Raw genomic sequence first — 24,462 nt, 5'->3', positions numbered from 1 at the left:
GCATGAACGGTCCCACGTCCCGGCCCGACCGACTGTCGGCGCTGCCGCCCGAGGTGCGCGAGAAGCTGCTGCGGCGGCTGGCCGGCCGGGGAGCGGCCCCGGACGCGCCCGGAGCGCCCGCCGCCGCGGCGGACGCCGCGATCGGCGCCGGTCCGCGCCCGGAGGAGGTCCCGCTCTCCTCCGGCCAGCAGCGGCTCTGGTTCCTCAGCAGCCTCGCCCCCGAGGGCAGCGAGTACACCAGCGCCTTCGGCCTGCGGCTGACCGGTCCGCTCGACCGGGACGCGCTGGCCCGGGCGGTGGACCTGGTGGTGGAGCGGCACGAGGTGCTGCGCACCAGCTACCGGGTCGAGGGAGACCGGGTGCGCCAGGTCGTCCACCCGGCGGCGTCCGGGGTGCTGCGCCTCGCCGAGCCCGCCGCCGATGCCGGGGAGCCCGATGCCCGGGAGCCAGGTGCCGGGGAGCCCGGTGTTGCGGCCGTCGTACGGGCCGAGCTCGCGACGCCCTTCGACCTCGCGCGGGGTCCGCTGCTGCGTGCCCTGCTGCTGAGGTCCGCACCGGAGCGGCACGTGCTGCTGATCACCGCCCACCACAGCGTCATCGACGGCTGGTCCTCGGGCGTGCTCTTCGACGAACTCGGCTCGGCGTACGCGGAGTTCGCCGCCGGACGGACGCCGCGCCCGGAGCCGGTCGCGGTCCAGTACGCCGACTACGCGCTCCGGCAGCGCGAGTGGCTGACCGGGCCCGGGGTGAAGGCCGGGCTCGACTACTGGGAGAGCAGGCTGCGCGGCGCCGAGCCGCTCGGCCTGCCCACCGACCGCCCCCGCCCGCCGGTTCGCGACACGGCCGGCGCCGTGCTGCGGCTGGCCGTGCCCGCCGCGACGACCGCGCGGCTCAAGGACCTCGCCCGGCGCGAGGGCACCACGCTGTTCCCGGTGTTGCTGGCCGGCTACCAGCTGCTGCTCGCCCGGCTCTCCGGGCAGCCGGACGTCACCGTCGGCACCGTCACCACCGGCCGCGGCCGGCCCGAACTGGAGCGTGCCGTCGGCTTCTACGCCAACACCGTCGCGCTGCGCACCGCGGTGGACGAGGAGGAGCCGTTCGCGGCGCTGCTCGCCCGGGTGCGGGACGGCGTGCTGGACGGCTTCGAGCACGACCAGGTGCCGTTCGACCGGCTGGTCGAGCTGCTGGAGCCGGTCCGGGACCCGAGCCGCACCCCGGTGTTCCAGACCATGATGGTGCTGCAGAACGCGTTCGGAGCCCCGCTCGCTCTGCCCAAGGTGGCCGTCGAGCAGCTGGAGCTGCCGCGCTGGGAGGCCACCGTCGACCTCGGGCTGGAGTTCGAGGAGCGCGACGGCGAGCTGGACTTCGGCCTGTCGTACAGCACCGCGCTGTTCGACGAGCGGACCGTCCGGGCGCTCGGCGAGCGGCTGGTCGCCCTGTTCGAGGCGGTCGGCGAGCGGCCGGACACTCCGTTGCGCGCGCTGCCGCTGGTCTCCGCCGAGGAGGCGGCCGAGCTGCGCCGCGGCTGGGACGCGGCGGCTGCCACCGCCGACGACGGCCCCGCCACCCTGGTCCGGGCCTTCGAGCGGCAGGCCGCCGCCACCCCCGGCGCGCCCGCCCTGGTGTTCCGGGACGAGCGGCTCGGCTTCGCCGAACTCAACGGCCGGGCCAACCGGTTGGCGAGCCACCTGCGGGCCCTGGGGATCGGCGCGGAGAGCCTGGTGGCACTGGTGCTGCCGCGCTCGACCGACTTCGTGGTCGCGCTCTGGGCGGTGCTCAAGGCCGGCGCGGTGTACGTGCCGATGAACTCCGAGGAGCCCGCCGAGCGGATCGCCGACCTGCTGCGCGGCATCCGGCCCGCGCTGGTGCTCGGCACCGGGGAGCTCGCGGACGCGGTGCCCGCCGAACTGCCCCGGCTGCTGCTGGACGAGCCCGCCGTGGTCGCCGCCGTCGCCGCCCGGGACGGGCACGACGAGCCCGCGGCCGCCCCGGCCCCCGGGGACGCCGCGTACGTCATCCACACCTCGGGCTCCACCGGCCGGCCCAAGGGCGTGGTGGTCGAACACCGCTCGCTGGCCAACCTGTTCGCCCGCCAGCGGGACGATCTGTTCCGGCCCGCAGCGGCCCTGCTCGGCCGCCCGCTGAGGGTCGCGCTGACCACGGTGCCGACCTTCGACGCGTCCTGGAACCCACTGATGGCGGTGGCCGACGGCCACACCCTGCACCTGGTGGACAGCGAGACCCGGCTGAACGCCGACGACCTGGTGGCCTACGCGCGGCGCGAGCAGGTGGACCTGTTCCAGCTCACGCCGTCCTTCGCCCGCCCGGTGCTCGACGCCGGTCTGCTCGCCCCCGCCGCGCCGCACCGGCCCGCCGTGCTGGTGCTCGGCGGGGAGGCGGTCGGCGAGGAGCTGTGGCGCGAGTTGGCCGCGACCCCGGGGCTGACCGCCCACAACTTCTACGGGCCGGCCGAGTGCACCGTCGACACCCTCGCCGCCCGGGTGGACACCGCCCGCGCGCCGGAGCTCGGCCTGCCGGTGCGCGGCACCCGGGCCTACGTGCTGGACGCGCACCTGCGCCCCGTCCCGGTCGGCGTGCGCGGCGAGCTCTACCTGGCCGGACTGCCGGTCGGGCGCGGCTACCTGCACCGGGCCGCGCTGACCGCCGAGCGCTTCGTCGCCGACCCGTTCGGCCCTGCGGGCACCCGGATGTACCGCACCGGCGACCTGGTCCGCCGCACGCCGGACGGGCGGCTGGAGTTCGCCGGCCGCGGCGACGACCAGGTCAAGATCAACGGCGTCCGGGTGGAGCCGGGCGAGATCGAGGCGGCGCTGCGCTCCCACCCCGCGGTGGACGACTGCGCGGTGGTGCCCCGGGTCGGCCGGGCCGGCGTCCAGCGGCTGGTGGCCTTCGTGGTGCCGAGCGCCGCGGTGCCGGGCGCGGCCGCGCTCCGCGCCCACCTGCACGGCCTGCTGCCGGACTACCTCGTCCCCGCCGCCTTCGCCTTCCTGACGGCGCTGCCGCGCACCGCCGGCGGCAAGACCGACCGCCGGGCCCTGCCGGAGAGCGCCGTGGAGCCGGAGCCGGCCACCGGCTACGTGCCGCCGCGAACCGAGGTCGAACGGGCTCTGGCCGGGATCTGGGCCGAGCTGCTCGGTGCTGACCTGGTCGGCACCGAGGACAACTTCTTCTCCCTCGGCGGCGACTCCATCCTCAGCATCCAGGCCGTATCCCGGGCCCGGGCCGCCGGGTTCCGGCTCCAGTCCAGGGACATCCTGGTCAAGCAGACCATCGCCCGGATCGCCCCCGGCGTCACCACCGCGGCCGACACCGCCCAGCAGTACGAGCACCGGGGACCGGCGCCGCTGGCCCCGATGCAGCACCGGCTGCTGGCCGGCGCGGCCGACATCCCCCGGTTCACCATGTCGCTGCTGCTGGAGCTGGTTCCCGGCACCGACCCGGCCGCACTGGTGCGGGCGCTGGAGGCCCTGGTCGCCCACCACCCGGCGCTGCGCACCCGGTTGCGCCGCGCGGACGGCGGCTGGCTGCAGGAGGCCGCGGCGCACCAGGACGGCCCGCTGCTGAGCCGCCGGGACACCGCCGGCCTGGGCGGGCCGGAGCGCGCGGCGGTGCTGCGCGAGGAGGCGGAGTCGGCCCGCCGCGCCCTCGACCCGGAGCACGGCCCGGTGCTGCGCGCCGTGCTGTTCGACGAGGGTGCCGGGGCCGGCCCCCGGCTGCTGCTGACGGCGCACCACCTGGTGGTCGACGGCGTCTCCTGGCGCATCCTGCTGGACGACCTCGCGACCGGCTACGAGCAGGCCCGGGCCGGCCGACCGGTCGACCTCGGCACCCCGACCACCCCGTTCGCGGCCTGGTCCGCCAGGCTCGCCGAGTACGTCCGCGACGGTGGCCTGGACGTCGAACTCCCGTACTGGCGAAGGATCGCCGAGGAGTCCTTCGAGCTGCTCACCGACGGCACGGGGCCCAATACGGCGGCCTCATCGGAGCGCGCGGACTTCGCCCTCACCGCCGAGGAGACCGAGGCGCTGCTGCGCGACGTCCCGCCGGTCTACCGGACCAGGGTGGACGACGTGCTGCTCACCGCCCTGGCCGGCGCGCTCGCCGAGTGGACCGGCCGCGAGCGGGTGCTGGTCGGCCTGGAGGGGCACGGGCGTGAGGACGTCCTGCCCGGCGCCGACCTCTCCCGCACGGTCGGCTGGTTCACCGCCGTCCACCCGGTCGCGCTGACGGTGGCGGCCGGCGACGGGGTCGCCGCGCGACTGAAGTCGGTGAAGGAGCAACTGCGTGCCGTCCCCGCCAAGGGCTTCGGCCACGGCGCGCTGGCCGCCCACCGGGCGGGCTTCACCCCGGCCGCCGCGCCGGCCGTGACCTTCAACTACCACGGGCAGCTGGACGGCGCCTTCGCCGCCCGCTCCCTCTACCGCGCCCACCTGGGCGACGGCGGGCCGCAGTGGGACGGCGACCACGAGCGGAGCGCGCAGATCGAGGTGGTCGGCGCCGTCTCCGACGGGGTGCTCACGCTGTCCTGGTTCACCTCCCGGGCGTTGCACCGGCCGCAGACCGTCCGGCGGCTCGGCGAGTCGCTGCTGGCGCACCTGCGGGCCGTCATCGCGCACTGCGCCGAGCCCGGCGCCGGCGGCCGCACGCCGTCCGACCACCCGTTGGCCCGGCTCGACCAGGCGGCCCTCGACCGGCTGGTCGGCGACGGCCGGGGCGTGGACGACGTCCTGCCGCTCACCCCGCTGCAGGGCGGCATGCTCTTCCACACCCTGACCGACCCGGACGGCGGCGCCTACGTCGACCAGCTGGCCCTGCGGTTGGAGGGACTGGCCACCGCCGAGGCGCTGGCCGCGGCCTGGCGCGAGGTGTTCCGGCGCACCGACGTGCTGCGCACCACCGTCCGCTGGGAGGGCGTGCCCGAGCCGGTCCAGCTGATCCGCTCGGACCTGGAGCTGCCGGTCGAGCTGCTCGACTGGCGCGGGGACCCCGACCCCGGCCGACGGCTGGACGAGCTGGTCCGGGCCGAGCGCGAGCGCGGCATCGACCTGGCCGCCGGGCCGCTGATGCGGATCGTCCTGGCCCGGGTCGACGACCGGACCGTGCACCAGCTGTGGACGTTCAGCCACCTGCTGCTGGACGGCTGGAGTACCGCCCAGCTGTTCGAGGAGGTGCTGGAGCACTACGTCGCCGCCGTCGAGGGGCGGGCCGCCCTCCCGGTCAGCCGGCCGTCGTTCCGCGAGTACCTGGAGTGGCTGGCCGGGCAGGACCGCGAGGCCGCCGTGGCGCACTGGCGGCAGGTGCTGGCGGGCTTCGCCGAGCCCACCGCGCTGCCGGTGGACCGCCAGCCCGCCGCCGACCACCGCACCCGGGCCGTCGGCTCGCACAAGCTCGCCCTGGACCCGGCGGTCACCGGGGTGCTGGCCGACTGGTGCCGGGAGAACCGGATCACCCTCAACACCCTGATGCAGGGCGCCTGGGCGATCCTGCTGTCGCGGCACGCCGGCGAGCCGGACGTGGTTTTCGGTGCCGTCGTCTCCGGGCGTACCCCCGAGGTGCCGGGGATCGAGAGCGGCATCGGCATGTTCGTCAACACCGTCCCGGTCCGGGCCCGGGTGGCCGGACCGGAGGCGGACGGTGACCTCGGGGTCTGGCTGCGCGCCCTGCAGGCGGCGCAGGCGGAGAGCACCGCGCACGACTACCTGGCCCTCTCCGACATCCGGCGCTGCGCCGAACTGGCCTCCGGGGAGCGGCTGTTCGACAGCGTGGTGGTCTTCGAGAACTACCCGGTCGCCGAGGGCGCCACCGGCCGCGACGGGGTGGGCGTCCAGGTGCTGCGCTCCTCGGACAGCAGCACCGTGCCGCTCACCGTCAGCAGCCACGCCGACACCGCGCTGCGGATCGAACTCACCTACGATCCCGAGCTGTTCGACGCCGCCACCGTGGAGCGGATCGGCGGCCGGCTGCGCACCCTGCTGGAGGGCGTGGCCGCGGACCCGCACCGCGGGCCGGCCGCGCTGCCCTGGCTCACGGAACGGGAGCGGCACACCCTGCTCGTCGAGTGGAACGACACCGCGCGCCCGCGCCGCACCGAGACGCTGGTCCAGGAGCTGTTCGACGCCCAGGTCGCCGCCCGCCCGGACGAGGTGGCCGTCCTGGAGGCGGACGGCGGGGCTCCGCTGACCTTCCGGGAGCTGGACCGCCGGGCCAACCGGCTCGCCCGTCGACTGGTCGCCGCCGGCGCCCGACCGGGCGAGCGGGTGGCGCTGCACCTGGAACGCTCCACCGACATGGTGCTCGCCGTGCTCGCCGTGCTGAAGTCCGGCGCCGCCTACGTGCCGCTGGACCCGGCGTACCCGCGCGAGCGGCTGGAGTTCATGCTCGAGGACGCCGAGCCGGCGGTGGTGCTGAGCCACGCCGCGGTCGCCGACCGGCTGCCCGGCCACGGCGGTGCCCTGGTCACCGTCGAGTCCGTCGAGTCCGTCGCCGACACCGGCCCGGAGACCCCGCCGGAGGTCGCCGCCGGGCCGGACGACCCGGTGTACGTGGTGTACACCTCCGGCTCCACCGGCCGGCCCAAGGGCGTGGTGGTGACCCACCGGAACCTGCTCCACATCGCCGGCGCCTGGGACGAGCTGTACGACCTGACGGAACGCGGGTTGCGCTTCGTCTCCATCACCAGCCTCTCGGTGGACCTCTTCCTGGCCGACCTGCTCCGCTCGGTCTTCTTCGGCGGTTCGATGCTCGTCGTGCCGACCGACCTGGTCACCGACCCCGCCCGGCTGCTCGCGCTGGTCGAGCGGGTCGGCGGTACCGCGATCGAACTGGTCCCCTCACTTGCCAAGGCACTGGTCGAGGAGGTCGGGGGGCGCGGCGAGCGGCTGCCGGCCTTCCAGGTGATGTCGGTCGGCTCGGAGGGCTGGCGCGTCGACGACTGCCGCGAGCTGCTGGAACACGCCCACCCGGACACCATGGTGGTCAACGCCTACGGGGCGACCGAGGCCACCGTCGACTCCACGGTGTTCGTCCCCACCCCCGAGCGGCTGGCCCGCCTCGCCGCCTACGTGCCGGTCGGCAGCCCGATCGGCAACACCCGGGTGTACGTCCTCGACGAGCGGGGCGAGCCGGTGCCGGTCGGCGTGCCCGGCCACATCCACATCGGCGGTGACGGCGTGAGTGCCGGCTACTGGCGGCGTCCCGAGCTGACCACCGAGCACTTCCTGCCCGACCCGTTCACCCCGGGCGGCCGGCTGTACCGGCCGGGCGACCTGGGCCGCTGGACGGCCGACGGCGTCCTGGAGTTCCTCGGCCGGGCCGACCACCAGGTCAAGATCCGCGGCTTCCGGATCGAGCTCGCCGAGGTCGAGGCGGCGCTCACCGCGCTGGACGACGTGGCCGAGGCGGTCGTGGTAGCCCGCCGCGACCGCGGCCGGGACCGGCTGGTGGCGTACGTGGTGCCCGCCGTGCCCGGCGCCGGGATCGACCCGGCCGGGCTGCGGTCCCGACTGGCCGTCGGCCTCACCGAGGCGATGGTGCCCTCGGCCTTCGTCGGACTGGAGCGCGTCCCCCTGCTGCCCAACGGCAAGACCGACCGCCGGGCGCTGCCCGAGCCGCCCGAGGACCTCGCCCTCGGCGGCGAGTACCTGGCCCCCGAGGGCGCGTCGGAGACCCTGCTGGCCGGGATCTGGGCGGAGGTGCTGGGCGTCGAGCGGATCGGGGCCGAGGACAACTTCTTCGAGCTGGGCGGTGATTCGCTGCTGATCATCCGGGTGGTGTCCCGGCTGCGGCAGCACGTGGACTCCGGGATCTCCCCGCGTGCCCTGTTCAGCGCGCCGACCGTCCGGTCGCTGGCCGCGCTGCTCGCCGCCGAGCGGGAGGCGCCCGCCGACGCGCTGGTGCCGGTCGGCCGGGAAAGTGCCCCGCCGCTCTCCTTCGGCCAGCAACGGCTCTGGTTCCTCGGGCAGTTCGGCGGGACCGGCGCCGAGTACAACTCACCGCTGGGCCTGCGAGTGCACGGCCCGTTGGACGCCGACGCGCTGGAACTGGCGCTGGCCGACCTGGTGGACCGGCACGAGTCGCTGCGCACGCTCTTCGGCCAGGTCGACGGCGAGGGGCGGCAGTTGATCGCCCCGGCCGGGAGGCCCTTCGCGCTGGCCCGCACCGACCTGTCCGGCCACCCCGCGCACGAGCGCGAGGGCCGGCTGCGGGAGGCCGTCGGCGCCGACGGCGCCACCCCCTTCGACCTGCGCACCGGGCCGCTGTTCCGGGCCCACCTCGTCCGGCTGGCCGAGGACGAGCACGTGCTGACCCTGGTCCTGCACCACATCGTCACCGATGGCCGCTCGGCCGGCGTGCTGGTCCGCGACCTCGCCGAGCTGTACCGCGTCCGGCGGCACGGCGGTACTGCCGACCTGCCGGAACTCTCCGTCCAGTACGCCGACTTCGCGGCCTGGCAGCGTGCCCGTTGGGAGAGCGCGGGGAGCGGCCTGCTCGACTGGTGGCGGGAGCGGCTGGCAGGCCTGGAGCCGCTGGAGCTGCCCACCGACCGGCCCCGGCCGCCGGTGCGCGGCCGCGAGGGGGCGCAGTTGGAGTTCGCCGTGGACGCGGAGACCGCCAAGCGGCTCAAGCGGATCGCCCAGGACCGCGGCGCGACGCTGTTCACCGTGCTGGTCGCGGCGACCCAGCTGCTGCTCGCGCACTGGTCGGGCCAGGACGACATCGCGGTGGGCACCGTCTCGGCCGGTCGCGACCGGCCCGAACTGGAGCAGGTGGTCGGCTTCTTCGTGGACACCCTGGTGCTGCGCTCCGAGGTGGACTGGGAGGAGGGCTTCGACGGCTTCCTCGGCCGGGTGCGGGAGTCCGTCAACGGCGCCTTCGCCCACGCTGACGTGCCCTTCGACCGGCTGGTCGAGGCGCTGCGGCCGGAGCGCGACCCGAGCCGCACCCCGCTGTTCCAGGCCATGGTGGTCCTGCAGGACGCCCCGGGCGGCCCGGTGCGCCTCGACGGCGCCCACACCGAGGAGTTCGGCCTGCCCACCGGCGGCGCCGCGTTCGACCTCACCTTCCAGTTCCAGGAGACCGACCGCGGCCTGGACGCCGCCCTCCAGTACAGCGTCGGCCTGTTCGACCGGAGCACCGCCCGCCGGATGGCCGACGCCCTGGTCCTGCTGCTCGGCGGCATCTCCGAGCGCCCGTGCGACCCGCTGCGCGAACTCCCCTACGTCCCGGCCGAGGAGCTCGTGCTGGAGCCCCGGCGCTGGCACCGGGAGCCGGACGAGGAAGCCGGCGTGCTCGCCCACGAGCTGGTGGGCCGGCGGGCCGAGGAGCGCCCGCACGCGGTGGCCGTGGTCGCCGACGACGGCACCGAGGTCTCGTACGGTGAACTCGACGCCCGGGCCGGGGACCTGGCCCGCCGCCTGGTCGCCCGGGGCGTCACCCCGGACACCCTGGTCGGCGTGTTCGCCGACCGCGGGGTGGAGATGGTGGTGGCGGCGCTCGCGGTGCTCAAGGCCGGCGGCGGCTACGTGCCGTTGGACCCGCAGTACCCGGCCGACCGGATCGGCGCGATGATCTGCGGCACCGCGGTCCCGCTGCTGCTCACCCAGGCGCACCTGGCCGAGCGGCTCCCCGAGGGGCCGTTCACCGTCCTGCGGATGGACGGGTCGGACGGGTCGGACGGGTCGGACGGCGATGCGGCCCCGGCCGGCACCGCGCTGCCCGGCGAGCCGGGCTCCCCGTACCGGGTGGAGGCCGACCACGTCGCGTACGTGGTGCACACCTCCGGTTCCACCGGCCGCCCCAAGGCCGTGGTGATCAGCCACGGCGCGATCGCCCGGACCGCCCGGGTGCTGCGCGAGGCCTGGGACATCACCGCCGACAGCCGGGTGCTGCAGTACGCGCCGGCCAGCTTCGACGGCGGGGTGTGCGACCTGTTCTGCACCCTCACCGCAGGCGGCGCGCTCTGCCTCACCAGTCCGCGCCCCGCACCCGACCCGGCCGGGGAGATCATCCGGACCGGCGCCACCGTCGCGGTGCTGCCCCCGGCGCTGCTGGCGGTGATGGACGCCGAGCGGCTGCGCGGCAGGCTGCCCACCGTCGCCGCCGCCGGCGACGTCTGCCCGCCCGACCTGGTACGCACCTGGTCACAGGGCCGGGAGTTCTTCAACGTGTACGGGCCGAGCGAGGCCACGCTGGTCTCGACCCTGTGGAGCCCGGGCGAGCTGCACGAGGGCGCCCCCGTGCCGGTCGGCACCGAGCTCAACGGCGTCGGCCTGCACATCCTCGACCGCCACCTGCGGCCGGTGCCGGACGGCGTGCCCGGCGAGCTCTACATCGACGGCCCCGGGCTCGGCCGCGGCTACGCCGGACAGCCCGGCCTGACCGCCGGGCGGTTCGTCGCCAACCCGTTCGGTGGGCCCGGAAGCCGGATGTACCGCACCGGCGACCTGGTCCGCCGGGTGGCCGGCGGCGAGCTGGAGTTCGTCAGCCGCACCGACACGCAGTTCAAGGTTCGTGGCCACCGGGTCGAGCCCTCCGAGATCGAGGCCGTGCTGCTGCGCGAGCCCGGCGTCGGGGACGCCGCCGTGGTGGTCTTCAAGCCGGAGGGCGGCCGCGAGCTGCTGGCCGCGTACGTGGCCCCGGGCGCCCGGTCGGGCGCCTCCGAGCTCTCGCCCGCGGTGCTCAGGGACGCGGTGGCCCGCGCCCTGCCCGGCTACATGGTGCCGGCCGCCGTCCAGGTGCTCGACCAGCTCCCGGTCGGCACCAACGGCAAGGTGGACCGGCGCCGGCTCCCGGCGCCGACCGGACCGGACACCGCCGTGGCGGCCCGGGTGGCGCCGCGCGGCCGGAAGGAGGAACTGCTCGCCCGGATCTGGGCGCAGACGCTCGGCGTCGAGCGGGTCGGCGTCGAAGACAGCTTCTTCGACCTCGGCGGCGACTCCATCCTCAGCATCCAGGTGGTCGCCCGGGCCCGCCGGGCCGGGCTGCGGCTGGACGCCCAGGACGTCTTCCTGCACCAGACCGTGGCCGAACTCGCCGCCGTCGCCACCGAGGTCGGCGACGGCGCGGCCGAGGGCCGGCCGCCGGCCGTCGGGCCCGTCCCGCTGACCCCGGTGCAGCGTTGGTTCTTCGACACCCACGACCACCCGCACCACTTCAACCAGTCGGTGCTGCTGGAGCTCGGCGCGCCGGCCGACCGCGCGGCGCTCACGGCCGCGCTGGAGACCCTGGTCGAGCACCACGACGCGCTGCGGATGCGTTACACCCGCACCGGCGACGGCTGGGCCCAGGAGAACCCGCCCTACCGGGCCGGCGAGCCGCTGCTGCGGGTGGTGGACACCTCCGCCACCCCCGACGGCGAACTGGGCGCGCTGCTGGACCGGGAGGCCCGCGCCACCCAGGCCGGATTCGACCTGGGCCGCGGCCCACTGCTCGCCGCCGTCCTCTTCGAGTCCGGTGGACGCCGCCGCGACCGACTGTTCCTGACGGTCCACCACCTGGTGGTCGACACCGTGTCCTGGAACATCCTGCTGGACGACCTGGACGCGGCCCACGCCCAGGCGGCGGCCGGTCGGCCGGTCGACCTCGGCCCGCGGAGCACCACCTTCCAGGAGTGGTCCGCCCGCCTGGTCGAGCACGTGCGCTCCGGGGGGCTGGACCACGAGCTCGACCACTGGAACGGGGTCGGCGCCGCCCGGCCGGTGCCCCGCGACCTCGACGGCGTCGCCACCGTGGGCGGCGGCCGGGAGGTGCGGGTGCGGCTCGGCGCCGAAGACTCGGCCCAGCTGGCCGAGCACGCGCCGACCGTCTACCGCACCAAGGTCGAGGAGATCGCGCTCGCCGCGCTCGCCCGGGTGCTGGCCCGCTGGACAGGCGAGGACGAGGTCACCGTCGACCTGGAGGGCCACGGCCGCGAGCGGCTGCTCGACGACGTCGACCTGTCCCGGACGGTCGGCTGGTTCACCGCGGTGCACCCCGTCCGCCTCACCGTGCCCGAGGGCGACGACTGGCGGGCCCTCACCCGCGTCGTGCGGCGGCAGCTGCGTGCCGTCCCCGGCAAGGGCCTGGGCCACGGCCCGCTGCGCCACCTGCACCCGGACACCCCGCTCACCGGGCCGGACCCGGACGTGGTGTTCAACTTCCTCGGCCGGCACCGCAGCGACGGCGGGCCCGGCAGCGGGCTCGTGCACACCGTGCACGGCGCGATCGGCCAGGACCTCGGCCCGGACGACCGGATGGAGCACGTGTTGGAGATCGTCGGCGGGATCCACGACGGACGGTTGGAGTTCACCTGGTACTACTCCCCGGCCGTCCACCACCACGGGACGGTGGAGCGGCTGGCCGCGGAGTTCGCCGGCGTGCTGCGCGCGATCGCCGACGAGTGCCGGGAGGTGCGGGGATGAGCGAGCTCGCACCCGCCGCCGACCGCCCGGCGGCCGTCACGGAACCGGAGCTCCCGCTCCGCCGCAACCGGGTCTACCACCTGCTGTGGATCGGCACCACGGCCTCCGAGACCGGTCTCAACGTCTCCACCATCGCCTTCCCGCTGCTCGCCCTCGCCACGACCGGCTCCCCCGGGGTCGCCGGCGCGGTGAGCGCGGTCAACGCGGTGGCCCAAGTGGCCGTCGGGCTGCCGGCCGGTGCGCTGGTGGACCGCTGGAACCGCAAGAAGATCATGGTGGTCTGCGTGCTGGTCCGGGCGGTGATGCTCGGCCTGCTCGCGCTCGCCGCCGCCACCGGGCACGTCACCACCTGGCTGCTGCTGCTCACCGCGGCCGTCGCCGGGGCGGCCACCAGCCTGTTCGACCCGGCCGAGCGGGCCTCGCTGCCACTGGTGGTGACCCGCGGGCAACTGCCCACGGCGCTCTCGGTGAACACCGCGCGGATGCACCTCGGGCAGCTGGTCGGCACCTCGGGCGGCGGGTTCCTGTTCGGCCTGGGGCGGGCCGTTCCATTCCTCGCCGACGCCGTCGCCCACCTGGTGGCCTTCGTGACACTGCTGTTCGTCCGGCTGCCGAAGCAGGAGCGCAAGCCCTCCCCGATCTCGACCATCCCGCGTGACATCGTGGCCGGCTTCGCCTTCCTGGTGCGCCAGCCGTTCATGCGCTCGACCACCCTGCTGCTGCTCGGCCTCAACCTGCTGTTCCAGGCGCTCTACCTGGTCGTCATCGTGGCCGCCGAGCAGAACGGGGCCTCGCCGGGGAAGGTCGGCACGATGGCCGCGATGTTCGGCGTCGGCGGCCTGATCGGCGCGCTCGCGGCGCCGCGGATCTCCCGCTCGATCACGCCCTACCAGGCCGTGGTCGGGATCATCTGGCTGCTCGCGGTGCTCGTCCCGCTGATGTCCGTCACGAGTGGCGCGCTGGTCTGGGGCGGCTTCCTGGCCGCCATGGCCTTCCTCGCGCCGACCGCGTACACCGTCGTCGGTACGCAGCAGATCCTGCTCACCCCGGACGGCATGCGCGGCCGGCTGAGTTCGGCGACCAACCTGTTCAACGGCGGCGCGCAGGCCGGCGGCGCGGCCCTGGGCGGGCTGCTCTCGCAGTGGCTGAGCGGCACCGAGGCGATGCTCGGCTGCGCCGTCGGCCTGGCGATGCTCGGGCTGGCCGGCGCGGCGGCGGGCTCGCTGCGGCTGCCGTCCGCCGATCAGGTGAGGGACGTCGGTCAACCCGGAGAGGACTAATCGCCCGAACGGGTGAGAGTGCCCCGAGCGTGCCCGGCCGGGCCGCCCGCCCCGTCGCCGACGTCGCGGGCGGCCGGGACGCCGTCCAGCGGCAGGAGGACGGCGACCTGCCAGCCGCCGTTCGCGCAGGCCCCGGCGGTGAGCTCGCCGCCCAGCCCCGCGACCCGTCGACGCAGCTCCCGGATGCCGGTGCCGCCGCCCTCGCGGTCGACCGCCGCCGCGGCGTCCGCCCGGGCGCCGGCCGGAACCGGCTCGTTGTAGATCAGGACCCGCAGGGCGCCGCCGTCGGCCACCCGCTCGGCGGTGACCGTCACCCTGGGCGAGGCGGGGGCGTGCCGGCGGACGTTGGTGAGCGCCTCCATCACCACCCGGTAGCCGACCGCGCCGACCTGCTCCGGCAGGCCGTCCACGGCGCCGGGGGAGAGTTCGAGCCGGGCCGGGATCATCCCGGTGCGCTCGAACCGGTTCATCAGGTCCGGCAGCTCGTCCAGCGAGTGTGGCCGGGCCGCCGCGTTCTCCTCGGGATCGTCCGCCGCCGGCTCCTCCCCGCCCCGGCCCGGCCGGCGGTCCTCCTCCAGCTCGCTGAGGATCCGGATCGTCCGGTCCATCGACTTCAGCGCCTGGATGCCGGCGCTCTCGATCTGCGGGAGCAGCGCCAGCGCCTTCTCCGGCGACTCCTTGGCCAGCATCTGGGCCGCCTGCGCCAGCACCATCACCCCGGTCACGTCGTGCGCGGCGAAGTCGTGCAGATCCCGGGCGACGTGCAGCCGTTGGGCGCGCCGCTCCTCCGTGACCGCCAGCTTGCGTCGGCTGTCCAGTGAGCGCAGGTAGCAGGACGCCCCCACCGCGGCCACCGCGGCCAGGCCCCAGACCACGCAGAGCCCGATGGTCTCGCGCGGCCCGGCCGGCGGGTCGAGGGTCAGCGCGATCCGCAGCGGCAGCAGGGTCACGGTCACCAGCAGGAGCAGCCCCAGCAGGGCGGCGACCGCCGGAGCGGACCCGCGCACCGCGGGCATGACGGTGACCAGCAGGGCGACCGACTCGACCAGGATCCAGAGCCCCGAGGTGTTGTCGGCGGGGCCCTCGTAGCGGAACGTCGCGTACAGCGAGATCGCGCAGGCCACCGGGACGGTCACCGGGTTTCGGGTCCGCGGTTGCCCCGGCAGCCACACGATCAGGACCGCGGCGGCCAGCACTGTCGCCGTCGTCGAGCCCCGGATCAGTGTCGAAACCGGTGAACCCGCCCACACCGCAACCGAGATGGCGACCGCCGCGAGGAACGCCGCGCCAACTGGGCGTCCGATCCTGGCCAGTTGATTTGTCATGTGCTCGGATGCTACCCCGTGCGAGGATCAGCCCATGACGACACGCATCGTGATCGCTGACGACCAGGCAACCGTGCGGGAAGGCTTTCGACACATCCTCGACCTGCAACCGGACATGGAGGTGCTCGCGGTCGCGGGCGACGGTGACGAGGCGCTCGAGATCGCGCGGACGCTGCGGCCGGACGTCCTGCTCGCCGACATCCGGATGCCGCGGATGGACGGGCTGGAGCTGACCCGCCGGCTGGCCGAGGAGAGCCCGGGCGTACGGGTCGTCATCGTCACCACCTTCGACCTCGACGAGTACGTCCACTCGGCGCTGAAGGCGGGCGCGTACGGCTTCCTGCTGAAGCGTTCCGGTGCGCCGCTGCTGATCGAGGCGGTGCGCGCCGCCGTCGAGGGCGACTCGCTGATCAGCCCGCAGATCACCACCCGGCTGCTGCGAAGCCTGGCCGGCCCGAAGCAGAAGAAGGCGCCCAAGGTCGAGCAGTTGACGCCGCGTGAGCTCGAGGTCGCGCGGCTGGTCGCGGACGGTCTGACCAACTCCGACATCGCGGAGGCGCTGTTCATCTCGGCCGGCACGGTGAAGACCCACATGACCCACGTGCAGCGGAAGCTGAAGGTGAACAACCGGGTCGGCATCGCGGCCTGGGTCTGGGACTCGGGCGCCCGCCACGGCTGAACCGGCCGCTCGCGGGCCGGCGGAGGCGAGCGGGGTGGGGCGGGTTACTGGTCGAGGTAGGCGAGGACGGCGAGGACGCGGCGGTTGTCGCCGTCGGTGGGGAGGAGGCCGAGCTTGGTGAAGATGTTGCTGATGTGCTTGGCGACGGCCTTCTCGGTGATGAAGAGGCCCTGGGCGATGCCGGCGTTGGAGCGGCCCTGGGCGAGCCATTCGAGGACTTCGCGTTCGCGGTCGGTGAGGCTGCCGACGTTCTCGTCGCGTTCCTTGCGGACGAGGAGCTGGGAGATGACGTCGGGGTCCATCGCGGTGCCGCCGTCGGCGACGCGGCGGATCGAGTCGAGGAACTGGGAGCCGTTGGTGACGCGGTCCTTGAGCATGTAGCCGACGCCGCGGCCGCCGCTGGCGAGGAGTTCGCGGGCGTAGAGCGGTTCGACGTACTGGGAGAGGAGCAGGACCGGGAGGTCGGGCATGGTGCGGCGGGCGGTGAGGACGGCCCGCAGGCCCTCGTCGGTGAAGTTCGGCGGAAGCCGGACGTCGACGACCGCGACGTCCGGCTGCTGCTCGGTGAGGGCCGCGAGGAGGTCGGCGCCGTTGTCGACGGCGGCCACCACCTCGTGTCCGTAGGCCTGGAGGAGGCGGATCAGGCCGTCCCTCAGGAGGAAGTGGTCTTCGGCGAGGACAATACGCACGGAAGCTCCATCGTCACCATGGTCGGGCCGTTGACGGGGCTGTTCACGGCCAGGACTCCGTCGAACGTGCTGAGTCGTCGCTCGATGCCGCGCAGGCCGGTGCCCCGGGTGGCGTCGGCGCCGCCGCGGCCGCTGTCGGTCACGGTGATGCGCAGCATGCCGTGATCGTAACGGATGTCGATCCAGGCCCGGTCGGCGCCGGAGTGCTTGGCGACGTTGGTGAGGATCTCCGAGATCGCGAAGTAGGCGGCGGACTCGACGGGCATCTCGGGGCGTCCGGGCAGGTCTACGACGACCTCGGTGGGGACCGGGCAGACCATGGCCAGCGCCCGCACCGCGTCGGCGAGTCCGCGGTCGGCGAGGACCGGCGGGTGGATGCCGCGGACCAGGTTGCGGATCTCCTCCAGGGCCTTGGAGGAGGACTGGCGGGCCTCGATGAGCAGGGCCCGGACGGCCTCCGGGTTGGTCTCCAGCAGGTGTTCGGCGGCGTCCAGGGTCATGCCCATCGCGACCAGGCGGGCCTGGGCGCCGTCGTGCAGGTCGCGTTCGATCCGCCGGATCTCGGCCATCTGCGTGTCGACGGCGGTGCTGCGGGTGGTGGTGAGGTGCTCGATCCGGCTGGCCATCAGTTCCTGCTCGCTGGGGGCGAGCATGGAGTGGGTGTACCGGGCGTGCTTGCGGATGGCGCGGGGGGCCATCCACAGGGCCAGCGGCAGTTGCAGGACGCCGAGGACGCCGGCCAGCACCGCGGTGGCCTGGCCGTCGATCGGGATGAACTGGTACCAGAGGCCGTCCCACTGGGTCGACAGCGGGACGCCGAAGAAGGCCAGGAAGATGCCCCAGAAGCCGCTGAGTAGGACGGCGATCGGCATGAAGGCGAGGAAGCCGCCGACGATCGGGTCGGTGAGCACCCAGGTGAACTCCCGCTTGGTCTGCGGGTCGCTCATGATCCAGCGGTAGCGGGCGACGGCTCCCGAGGCGCCCTCGGGGGCGGCCGGCAGGCCGCTGGGCGGGCCGGGGATCTGCACGCCGGACCAGCGCTCGGACAGGCCGCGCTGGCGGGCGGCCAGTGCCCGGACGCGCTCCATGGCCCGCGGCACCAGGCCGAGGCCGGGGCCGACCAGGGAGATCGCGCCGGTGACCCCGAGCGAGCGCCCGAAGGCCGCGACGGACATCCAGCAGAGGGCCAGTGCCCGCCGCAGTCCGGTGAATCCGGCGGGGACGGAGAATCCCCTGATCTCGACCGCCGAGGGGCTTCCCCCGAGCTTCATCGTGCGGTCCATGGCCCGCTCCTCTCTGGTGCCGTTCGCTGTGCCCCGGCCGTGGTGGCCGTGTGACCATTCTGGCGGGGGCGGCGCGGCGAAATCGGTAGTAATAACCCCCCTCTTGCGCGACCGGAGGGGGAGGTTCTTCTACCTGGCGGCGGCGGTGACGTCGGCGGGCGGGCTCAGAAGCCGTCCGATGCGCCCTCGGCGGTGTCGGGGGCGGCGACGAAGAGGGACAGGGTGTCCGCCACGCAGGCCGCGTGCTGCTGGCCCTCGACCTCCACCGTCATTCGGACCGCGGCCAGGTGGCCCATCGGGGTCTCGCGGACGCTGGTGACCTTGGCGCCGCCGCGGACCCGGGCGCCGACCGGGACCGGGCGGGGGAAGCGGACCTTGTCCAGGCCGAAGTTGACGCCCAGTTCGACGTTGTGGATCTCGAAGATCGCGCGCATCATCGCGGGCAGCAGGCCGAGCGTCATGTAGCCGTGGACGATGGTCCCGCCGAACGGGCCGGTGGCGGCGCGCTCCGGGTCCACGTGGATCCACTGGAGGTCGCCGGTGGCGTCGGCGAACTGGTCGACGCTGTGCTGGGTGACGTCGAGCCATTCGCTGTAGCCGAGGTGCTCCCCGGTCGCCCCGGTGAACTCGGCCAGGTTGGCAAAGGATCTCATGCGGGTGATTCTGGGCGGCCGTCCATGGCGCGGACAAGGCGTCGGGGGGCCGGGGGGCCGTTCGGTCAGCGCGGCGTCAGTTGGCCGTCAGCGGAGGGGGCGGGGCGGCGGGAAAGGCCGGAGGCCCGCCGGCGCCGGGAGCGCGGGCGGGCCTCCGGGACGGGGCGGGGAGGGCTCAGCCGTAGCGCTTGAGCTCGTGGAAGAAGTCCGGGACGGTGTGCAGCTGTCCGGCCGCGAGGACGCGGTCGTAGACGTGCTTGGCGACGGCCATGTCGAGCACGCCGAGGCCGAACGGGGAGAAGACCACCGGCCGGTCGGACGGCGGGGTGATCGTGCCGGTGAGCACGTCGTAGAGCGTGCCGGCGACGAACTCGCGGTGGCCGACGCGCTGTTCGGCCAGGTGCGGCGAGGTGCCGGCCTTCATGCAGTGCTCGATGTCGTCGACGACGTTCCACGAGTCGAGGACGATCTCGGGGGAGAGGTCGCGCAGCGAGACGTGCAGCACCAGTGGGTTGTGCGAGAACCACTGCGGGTCCGTCACGTGCGGCTCGCCGGCGACGGTGGCGAAGACCACCAGGTCGCTGGAGCGGATCAGGTCCTCGGCCTTGTCGTGGACGGTGATCTCCACGCCCTCGCCCTCGGCCCGGCGCAGGTAGTCGGAGAAGCCCTCGGCGTGCTCGGCGGACAGGTCGTGGACGCCGGCCGCGGTGAAGTCGAAGCCGTTGGCGGCGAGGTAGGTGTGCACGTAGCGGGCGATCAGGCCGACGCCGAAGAAGCCGACCCGGGTCGGGCGCTCGCCGCGGGCGTCGGCGAGCCGGGCCGCCGCGAGGGCCGCGGAGGCGGCGGTGCGCGCCGCGCTGATGATCGAGCTCTCCAGGCAGGCGAACGGGTAGCCGGTCTCGGCGTCGTTGAGGATCAGGACGGCCGATGCGCGCGGCAGGCCGGCCGCCACGTTGTCCGGGAAGCTGGAGATCCACTTGATGCCGTGCACGCCGACCTCGCCCTTGACCGAGGCCGGCAGCGCGATGATCCGGGAGGACGGGCGGTCGGGGAAGCGCAGGAAGTACGAGTCCGGGTTGACCGTCTGCCCCTCGCCGTGCAGCCGGTACGCGGCCTCGACCGTGGCGACGACCTCGTCCTCGTGCCCGTTGAGGGCCTCGTGCACCTGGGCGCCGGAGACCACGGCGAAGGGAGGTACCTGATTCATGGGAACAGTGCTCCTGGTCGGAGGGGTGAGGATCGGAGGGGTGAGGATCGGAGGGTGAGGAAACGGAGGGGGAGGGGTCAGCCGATGCGGGCCAGGCCCTTGGCACGCTGCCGCGCCCGCCCGCGCGAGACCACCAGCGGGTCCCAGTCCGGGCCGCGTTCGGGCAGCCGGGAGGGGTCGCCGAGCACCGCGCCGCCGAACACCTCACGCAGCAGCGCGCGGCCGATGATGTCGGAGGCGGCGGCCATGCCGCTGTTCGCGACCGCGGCGATGCCGCTGCCGTAGCGCACGCTCTGGCCGACCACGTACAGGCCCTCGACCTCGGTGCGCACGTCCGGCCGCTGGCTGGAGCCGCCCCAGCTGGCCATGCCGTACGGGGTGCCGCCGGTGGCCCGGATGTAGCGCTCGTGGGTGAGCGGGGTGGCCGTCTCCAGGTGGGTGACGCGCTCCCGGAACGGGCCGATGACCTTCTCGGCGGTGGCCAGCATGACCTCGGTGAGCTGCTGCTTGCGGGCGAGGTAGGCGGCGTTGCGGCGGTAGGGCTCGCCGTCGGCCGGGCCGCTCTCCAGGCCCCAGAACCCGTAGCCGGGCGGCAGGCCCGTCATGAGCTGGAAGTTGCTGTGGCCGGGCGGGCAGACGGCGGCGGCGCCCGGGTCCTTGAGGGAGGCGAAGGAGAAGGTGAGCGCCGGCACCGAGTCCATCGAGCCGTCCCGCGCGTACCGCTCCAGCATGGCGGCGTGCGCGCCCTCCATGTCGTCGCTGTCGTGCCACCAGAGGTTGGCGTTGGGCAGGCCCGGCAGTTCGGTGTCGAGCCCGATGTACACCGAGACGAAGGAGCCGCGCATGGTCGCCGCGCGGGTGCGGGCCACCACCTCGGAGGGGAAGGCGTCCTCGCCGCCGCACAGGTCGAGGACGGTGCGCCGGTAGTCCGCGTTGGAGATGACCAGCGGGGCCGAGACCCGCTGCCCGTCGGTGAGTTCGACGCCGGTGGCGCGCCCGTTCTCGATCAGGATGCGGCGGACGTCGCAGCGGGTGCGCAGTTCGCCGCCGTGCGCCTCCAGCGCCTCGACGAACGCGGCGACCATCGCCTGGCCGCCGCCCTCGGGGTAGTACGCGCCGCGCAGGTAGTGGTCCATCATCGAGGCGTGGTGGGCCAGGCTGATGCCGTCGGGCATGGTGCCGTAGTTGCCGGCCTGTGCCGCGAGCAGCGTGCGCGCCTTGGCGGAGAGGCCGAAGTGGCCCAGGGCGTCGGCGAAGGTGCGGCGGGACCAGCGCATGGTCTGCGGGGACTTGCGGAACAGGTCGACCAGGGAGACGCCGTTCAGGCCGGCGCGGGTCGAGCCGGCCACGTTCTCGGCGAGTTCGAGGAAGCCGGCGATCCGGTCGGCCTCTTCGGGCAGGGCCTGCCGCAGCCGGTCGCGGTAGGCGTCCCAGCCGGCCGGCACGTCGACGGTCGCGGTGGGCGTGATGATCCGGTCGAAGCCCTGCTCGTTGTCCATCGGCCGGAACCGCACCCGGTCCAGGACGCCGAGGCCGGCCAGGATCGCCGGGAAGTGCCCGTCGGGGCCGCAGTCGCCGAGGTAGTGCGTGCCGACGTCGAACTCGTACTTGCGCCGGCGGCGGAACACGTGCGCGTTGCCGCCGGCGATGTCGTGCTGTTCGAGGACGAGGACGCTGCGCCCGTCGGCCGCCAGGTAGCCGGCGGTGGTCAGGCCGCCGATGCCGCTGCCGACGACGATCGCGTCGTAGTGGTCGCGCAGTCCCTGGGCCCCCTGCATGCGTGCTCCCATCAGAACGTGCCGCCGCCGTGGATCTCGAAGACCGACCCGCTGATGTAGGCGGCGCGGTCGGAGAGCAGGAAGGAGACCAGGTCGGCCACCTCCTCGGGCTTGCCGGCCCGGCCGAGGGCGACGTTCTTCAGCATCCGCTCGACCGCGGCGTCGGACATGTCGCCGACCATGTCGGTGGCGATCAGGCCCGGCGCGACCACGTTGGCGCGCACGCCGCGCGGGCCGCACTCCTTGGCGAGGGACTTGGTGAAGCCGATGATGCCGGCCTTGGACGCGGCGTAGTTGGCCTGGCCGAGGTTGCCGTAGATGCCGGACACCGAGGACAGGTTGACGATCGATCCGCTGCGGCGCTTGCTCATCGCGAAGGCGGCGGCGCGGCACACGTGGTACACGCCGTCCAGGTTGGTGCGCAGGACCTGGTTCCAGTCGTCCTCCGGCATCAGGATGACCGGGCGGTCCCGGGTGATGCCGGCCGAGGTGACGGCGGCGTCCACCGGGCCGACCTCGCGCTCGGTGCGGTTGTACCAGTCGCGGACCTGCTCCGGGTCGGCCACGTCGCACTGGGTGGCCGTGATCCGGGTGCCGAACTCGCCTGCCTGCTTGGCGAGTTGCTCGGCTGCCTCGGCGTTGGAGCGGTAGCAGAAGGCGACGTCGTAGCCGTCCTGGGCCAGGCGCAGCACGATGGCCTTGCCGATGCCCCGGGACCCGCCGCTGACCAGGGCGATCACGCGTGCTCCCCGAAGAGTCTCAGGACGGCGCAGCCCACCGCGCCGTCACGGTCGACGGCGGACACCAGGGCGATCCGGCCCCGGGCCGCCGGGTCGGCCCCGGCCACGCCGAGCACCGCCTGGATCTGGAAGGACGCGGAGGCCGCGCCGGTGTCGCCGAGCAGTTCCATGGACGGGACCCGGCCCAGTGCCTCGGCCGGCAGCAGCGCGGCGAGCGCGTCGTACTCGGCCCGGCCGGCCGCGGTGGGCGCGGCGCACGGGACGGCGGCCCAGACCTCGTCGGCGGTGACGCCGGCGCGGGCCAGGGCGCGCTGCACGCACGCGGTGACGGCGGCCTTCGGGTCGTCGTCGATGTCGACGCGGGTCTCCACCGCGAGCACCGCGGCGAGCGCCGGGCGCTGGGCGGTGCCGGCGTGCTCGACCACGAACAGGCCGCAGCCCTCGCCGAGCAGCGGCGTGGAGTCGCCGGCCGCGACGGCGGTGTGCTCGATCCAGGCGTGCGCGGCGGAGAACTCCTCGGCCGAGCCGACCAGGTACTTGGTCGCCCGGCCCTGGCCCATCAGGCGCCGCGCGTAGTTGAGGGCGAGCAGGCCGCTGACCCGGCCGCCGGCGACGGTGGTGTTGGGGCCCTTGAGGTCGTGCCGGATGGCGGTGGCGCCGGCGGCGTGGTTGAGGCTGCCGAAGGGGATGCGGCCGGCGTCGACGTGGAAGGGCAGCGCGTTGGTGTAGGACTGCTTGAGGAAGTTGGTGACGTTCTCCAGGCTGCCCATCGAGATGCCGAGGACCACGCCGGTGCGGTCGTCGGTCTCCACCACTCGGTTGCCGTCGGCGTCCTTGAGCAGGCCGTCGGAGGCGACCAGGGCCAGCGCGGTGAGCCGGTCCATCTTGGCGGTGCCGGTGGGGCCGAGCAGGCCCTTGATGTCGAAGCCGGGCACCAGGCAGACGTCGGGCGACGGCAGCGTGCCGAGCGCGGCGTCCGCCTTGACGGCGGTCTTGGCACCGGCGCGCACGCCGGACGCGAAGTCCTGGCGGGTCAGGCCGTACGGCGACACGGCCGACCAGCCGGTGATGACGAGTGTCTCCGGCGGCAGGGCCGCCGGGGTGGCTGCGGTGGTCATCGTCAGACTCGCTCTCCGTACGTGCCCAGAATCAGGATGGCGTTGTTGCCGGCGAAGGCGCTGGAGTTGTTCTCCACGATCCGGACCTCCGCGTCGACGGCCTGGTTGGGCACGACGTCCAGCGGGCAGTCGGGGTCGGTCTCCACGTGGTTGATGGTCGGCGGGATGAACTGGTGCTCGATGGCGAGGCTGCAGGCGATCGCGCCGAGCGCGCTGGCCGCGCCCATCGAGTGGCCGAGCATCGACTTCACCGCGACGGTGCGCGGCGGTGCGTCGCCGTACACGTCGACGATGGCGGCCGACTCGGTCTTGTCGTTGGCCTTGGTGCCGGTGCCGTGCGCGGAGATGAAGTCGATCTCGTCCCGCTCGACCCCGGCGTCGTCCAGGGCGAGCCGGATGCCGCGCGCGATGCCGTCGCGGTTCGGCGCGGTCGGGTGGGCGGCGTCGCAGCTGAGGCCGTACCCGAGCACCTCGGCGTAGATGTGCGCGCCGCGGGCGAGGGCGGACTCCAGGCTCTCCAGGACGAGGATGCCCGCGCCCTCGCCGGTCAGGATGCCCTGGCGGTTCCTGTCGAACGGGCGGACCACGTCCGGGGTGAGCGCGCCGAAGCGCTTGAACAGCGCGAAGGCCTTGCGGCAGACGGCGTCGGCGCCGCCGCACAGCGCGATGTCGACCTCGCCGGAGCGGATCGCGTCCAGTCCGTAGCCGATCGAGTAGTTGCCCGCCGCGCAGGCGGTGGTGATGGTGGTCGGCTCCACGTTCGGCATCCGCAGCTCGCGGGCGATGACGGTGGTGAGCCGGCCGGCGTTGATCCGGCGGGACAGCACCGGGTCCATGGCCCCAGGGTCCCCGGCCGCGAGCTCCTGCTCGACCAGCACGCCGATGTCGTGCCCCTCGCCGTCGGTGGTGCCGACGCTGATGACGGCCTGGCGCTCGCCGAGGTCGGCCTCGGTGAGCCCGGCGTCCTCCACGGCCATCCGGGCGGCGGCGACGGCGAACTGCCCGGCGCGGCCCATGTCGTCGAGGGGGACGTTGCGGATCCAGCGCTCCGGCTCGAAGTCGGGGACCTCGCAGGCGATGTTCTGGCCGAACCCCTCGGTGTCGAACCGGGTGATCGGCCGCGCACCGGAGCGGCCGGCCCGCAGCCCCGCGGTGTACTCCTCGACACCCGTGCCGATGCTGGAGATCGCCCCGAGGCCGGTGAGGACGACCCGGCGGCGGTCGGCCGGCACGCCGGCGCGGGGTGCCGCTGGTGACTGTGCGGTGGACATGGGACTCCTTAAGCAGTGGG

The 24,462-nt window shown here is 74.4% G+C and carries 12 protein-coding genes; 3 read left to right on the top strand and 9 right to left on the bottom strand.

All coding sequences use genetic code 11. The annotated features are described in order from the left end of the window. The first annotated feature begins 2 nt into the window (after positions 1 to 2). Positions 3 to 12,419, top strand: a complete 12,417-nt coding sequence (locus ACIP37_RS01090) for an amino acid adenylation domain-containing protein (protein WP_400803884.1) — start codon at positions 3 to 5, stop codon at positions 12,417 to 12,419. Continuing rightward, positions 12,416 to 13,699: an MFS transporter gene (locus ACIP37_RS01085; protein ID WP_400803881.1), complete on the top strand. Its 1,284-nt coding sequence runs from the start codon at positions 12,416 to 12,418 to the stop codon at positions 13,697 to 13,699. The genes ACIP37_RS01090 and ACIP37_RS01085 overlap by 4 nt, the downstream gene beginning before the upstream one ends. Here ACIP37_RS01085 and ACIP37_RS01080 read toward each other — a convergent pair. Then, positions 13,696 to 14,835: a sensor histidine kinase gene (locus ACIP37_RS01080; protein WP_400803878.1), complete on the bottom strand. Its 1,140-nt coding sequence runs from the start codon at positions 14,833 to 14,835 to the stop codon at positions 13,696 to 13,698. The two genes, ACIP37_RS01085 and ACIP37_RS01080, sit on opposite strands and share 4 nt — an antisense overlap. 223 nt (positions 14,836 to 15,058) lie before the next feature. On the opposite strand from ACIP37_RS01080, the gene ACIP37_RS01075 reads away from it, so the two are divergent. Then, positions 15,059 to 15,703 carry a response regulator transcription factor gene (locus tag ACIP37_RS01075; protein ID WP_363623133.1) on the top strand — a complete coding sequence of 215 codons (645 nt, stop codon included), beginning with the start codon at positions 15,059 to 15,061 and terminating at the stop codon, positions 15,701 to 15,703. A gap of 44 nt (positions 15,704 to 15,747) precedes the next feature. Here the strand turns inward: ACIP37_RS01075 and ACIP37_RS01070 are convergent, their stop codons facing one another. The 8 genes from ACIP37_RS01070 to ACIP37_RS01035 all read right to left on the bottom strand — a co-directional run bounded on the left by ACIP37_RS01070 (position 15,748) and on the right by ACIP37_RS01035 (position 24,442). Then, positions 15,748 to 16,392, bottom strand: a complete 645-nt coding sequence (locus ACIP37_RS01070; RefSeq protein ID WP_063348719.1) for a response regulator transcription factor — start codon at positions 16,390 to 16,392, stop codon at positions 15,748 to 15,750. Beyond that, positions 16,356 to 17,675: a histidine kinase gene (locus ACIP37_RS01065; RefSeq protein WP_363623135.1), complete on the bottom strand. Its 1,320-nt coding sequence runs from the start codon at positions 17,673 to 17,675 to the stop codon at positions 16,356 to 16,358. Before ACIP37_RS01065 ends, ACIP37_RS01070 begins: the two co-directional genes overlap by 37 nt. Before the next feature lie 164 nt (positions 17,676 to 17,839). Next, positions 17,840 to 18,328 (bottom strand): MaoC family dehydratase, encoded by a 489-nt coding sequence (locus tag ACIP37_RS01060; protein ID WP_363587392.1) that lies wholly within the window; start codon positions 18,326 to 18,328, stop codon positions 17,840 to 17,842. 175 nt (positions 18,329 to 18,503) lie between these two features. After that, positions 18,504 to 19,535, bottom strand: a complete 1,032-nt coding sequence (sbnB, locus tag ACIP37_RS01055; protein WP_400803872.1) for a 2,3-diaminopropionate biosynthesis protein SbnB — start codon at positions 19,533 to 19,535, stop codon at positions 18,504 to 18,506. 77 nt (positions 19,536 to 19,612) lie between these two features. After that, positions 19,613 to 21,313, bottom strand: coding sequence for an NAD(P)/FAD-dependent oxidoreductase (locus ACIP37_RS01050; protein ID WP_363587388.1), 1,701 nt, complete (start codon positions 21,311 to 21,313; stop codon positions 19,613 to 19,615). Positions 21,314 to 21,324: 11 nt separating this feature from the next. Then, a complete protein-coding gene (gene fabG / locus ACIP37_RS01045; protein WP_400803867.1) occupies positions 21,325 to 22,053 on the bottom strand; it encodes a 3-oxoacyl-ACP reductase FabG in 729 nt (242 codons plus the stop codon). After that, positions 22,050 to 23,171, bottom strand: a complete 1,122-nt coding sequence (locus ACIP37_RS01040) for a beta-ketoacyl synthase N-terminal-like domain-containing protein (RefSeq protein WP_363623145.1) — start codon at positions 23,169 to 23,171, stop codon at positions 22,050 to 22,052. The genes fabG and ACIP37_RS01040 overlap by 4 nt, the downstream gene beginning before the upstream one ends. A 2-nt stretch (positions 23,172 to 23,173) precedes the next feature. Further along, positions 23,174 to 24,442, bottom strand: a complete 1,269-nt coding sequence (locus ACIP37_RS01035) for a beta-ketoacyl-[acyl-carrier-protein] synthase family protein (protein ID WP_363623147.1) — start codon at positions 24,440 to 24,442, stop codon at positions 23,174 to 23,176. Positions 24,443 to 24,462 lie beyond the last annotated feature (20 nt).

Source organism: Kitasatospora sp. NPDC088861 (genome assembly GCF_044750105.1).
Classification (GTDB): domain Bacteria; phylum Actinomycetota; class Actinomycetes; order Streptomycetales; family Streptomycetaceae; genus Kitasatospora.
The sequence above is the reverse complement of the archived record's forward strand: the minus strand, read 5'-3'. Positions and strand labels throughout refer to the sequence as shown.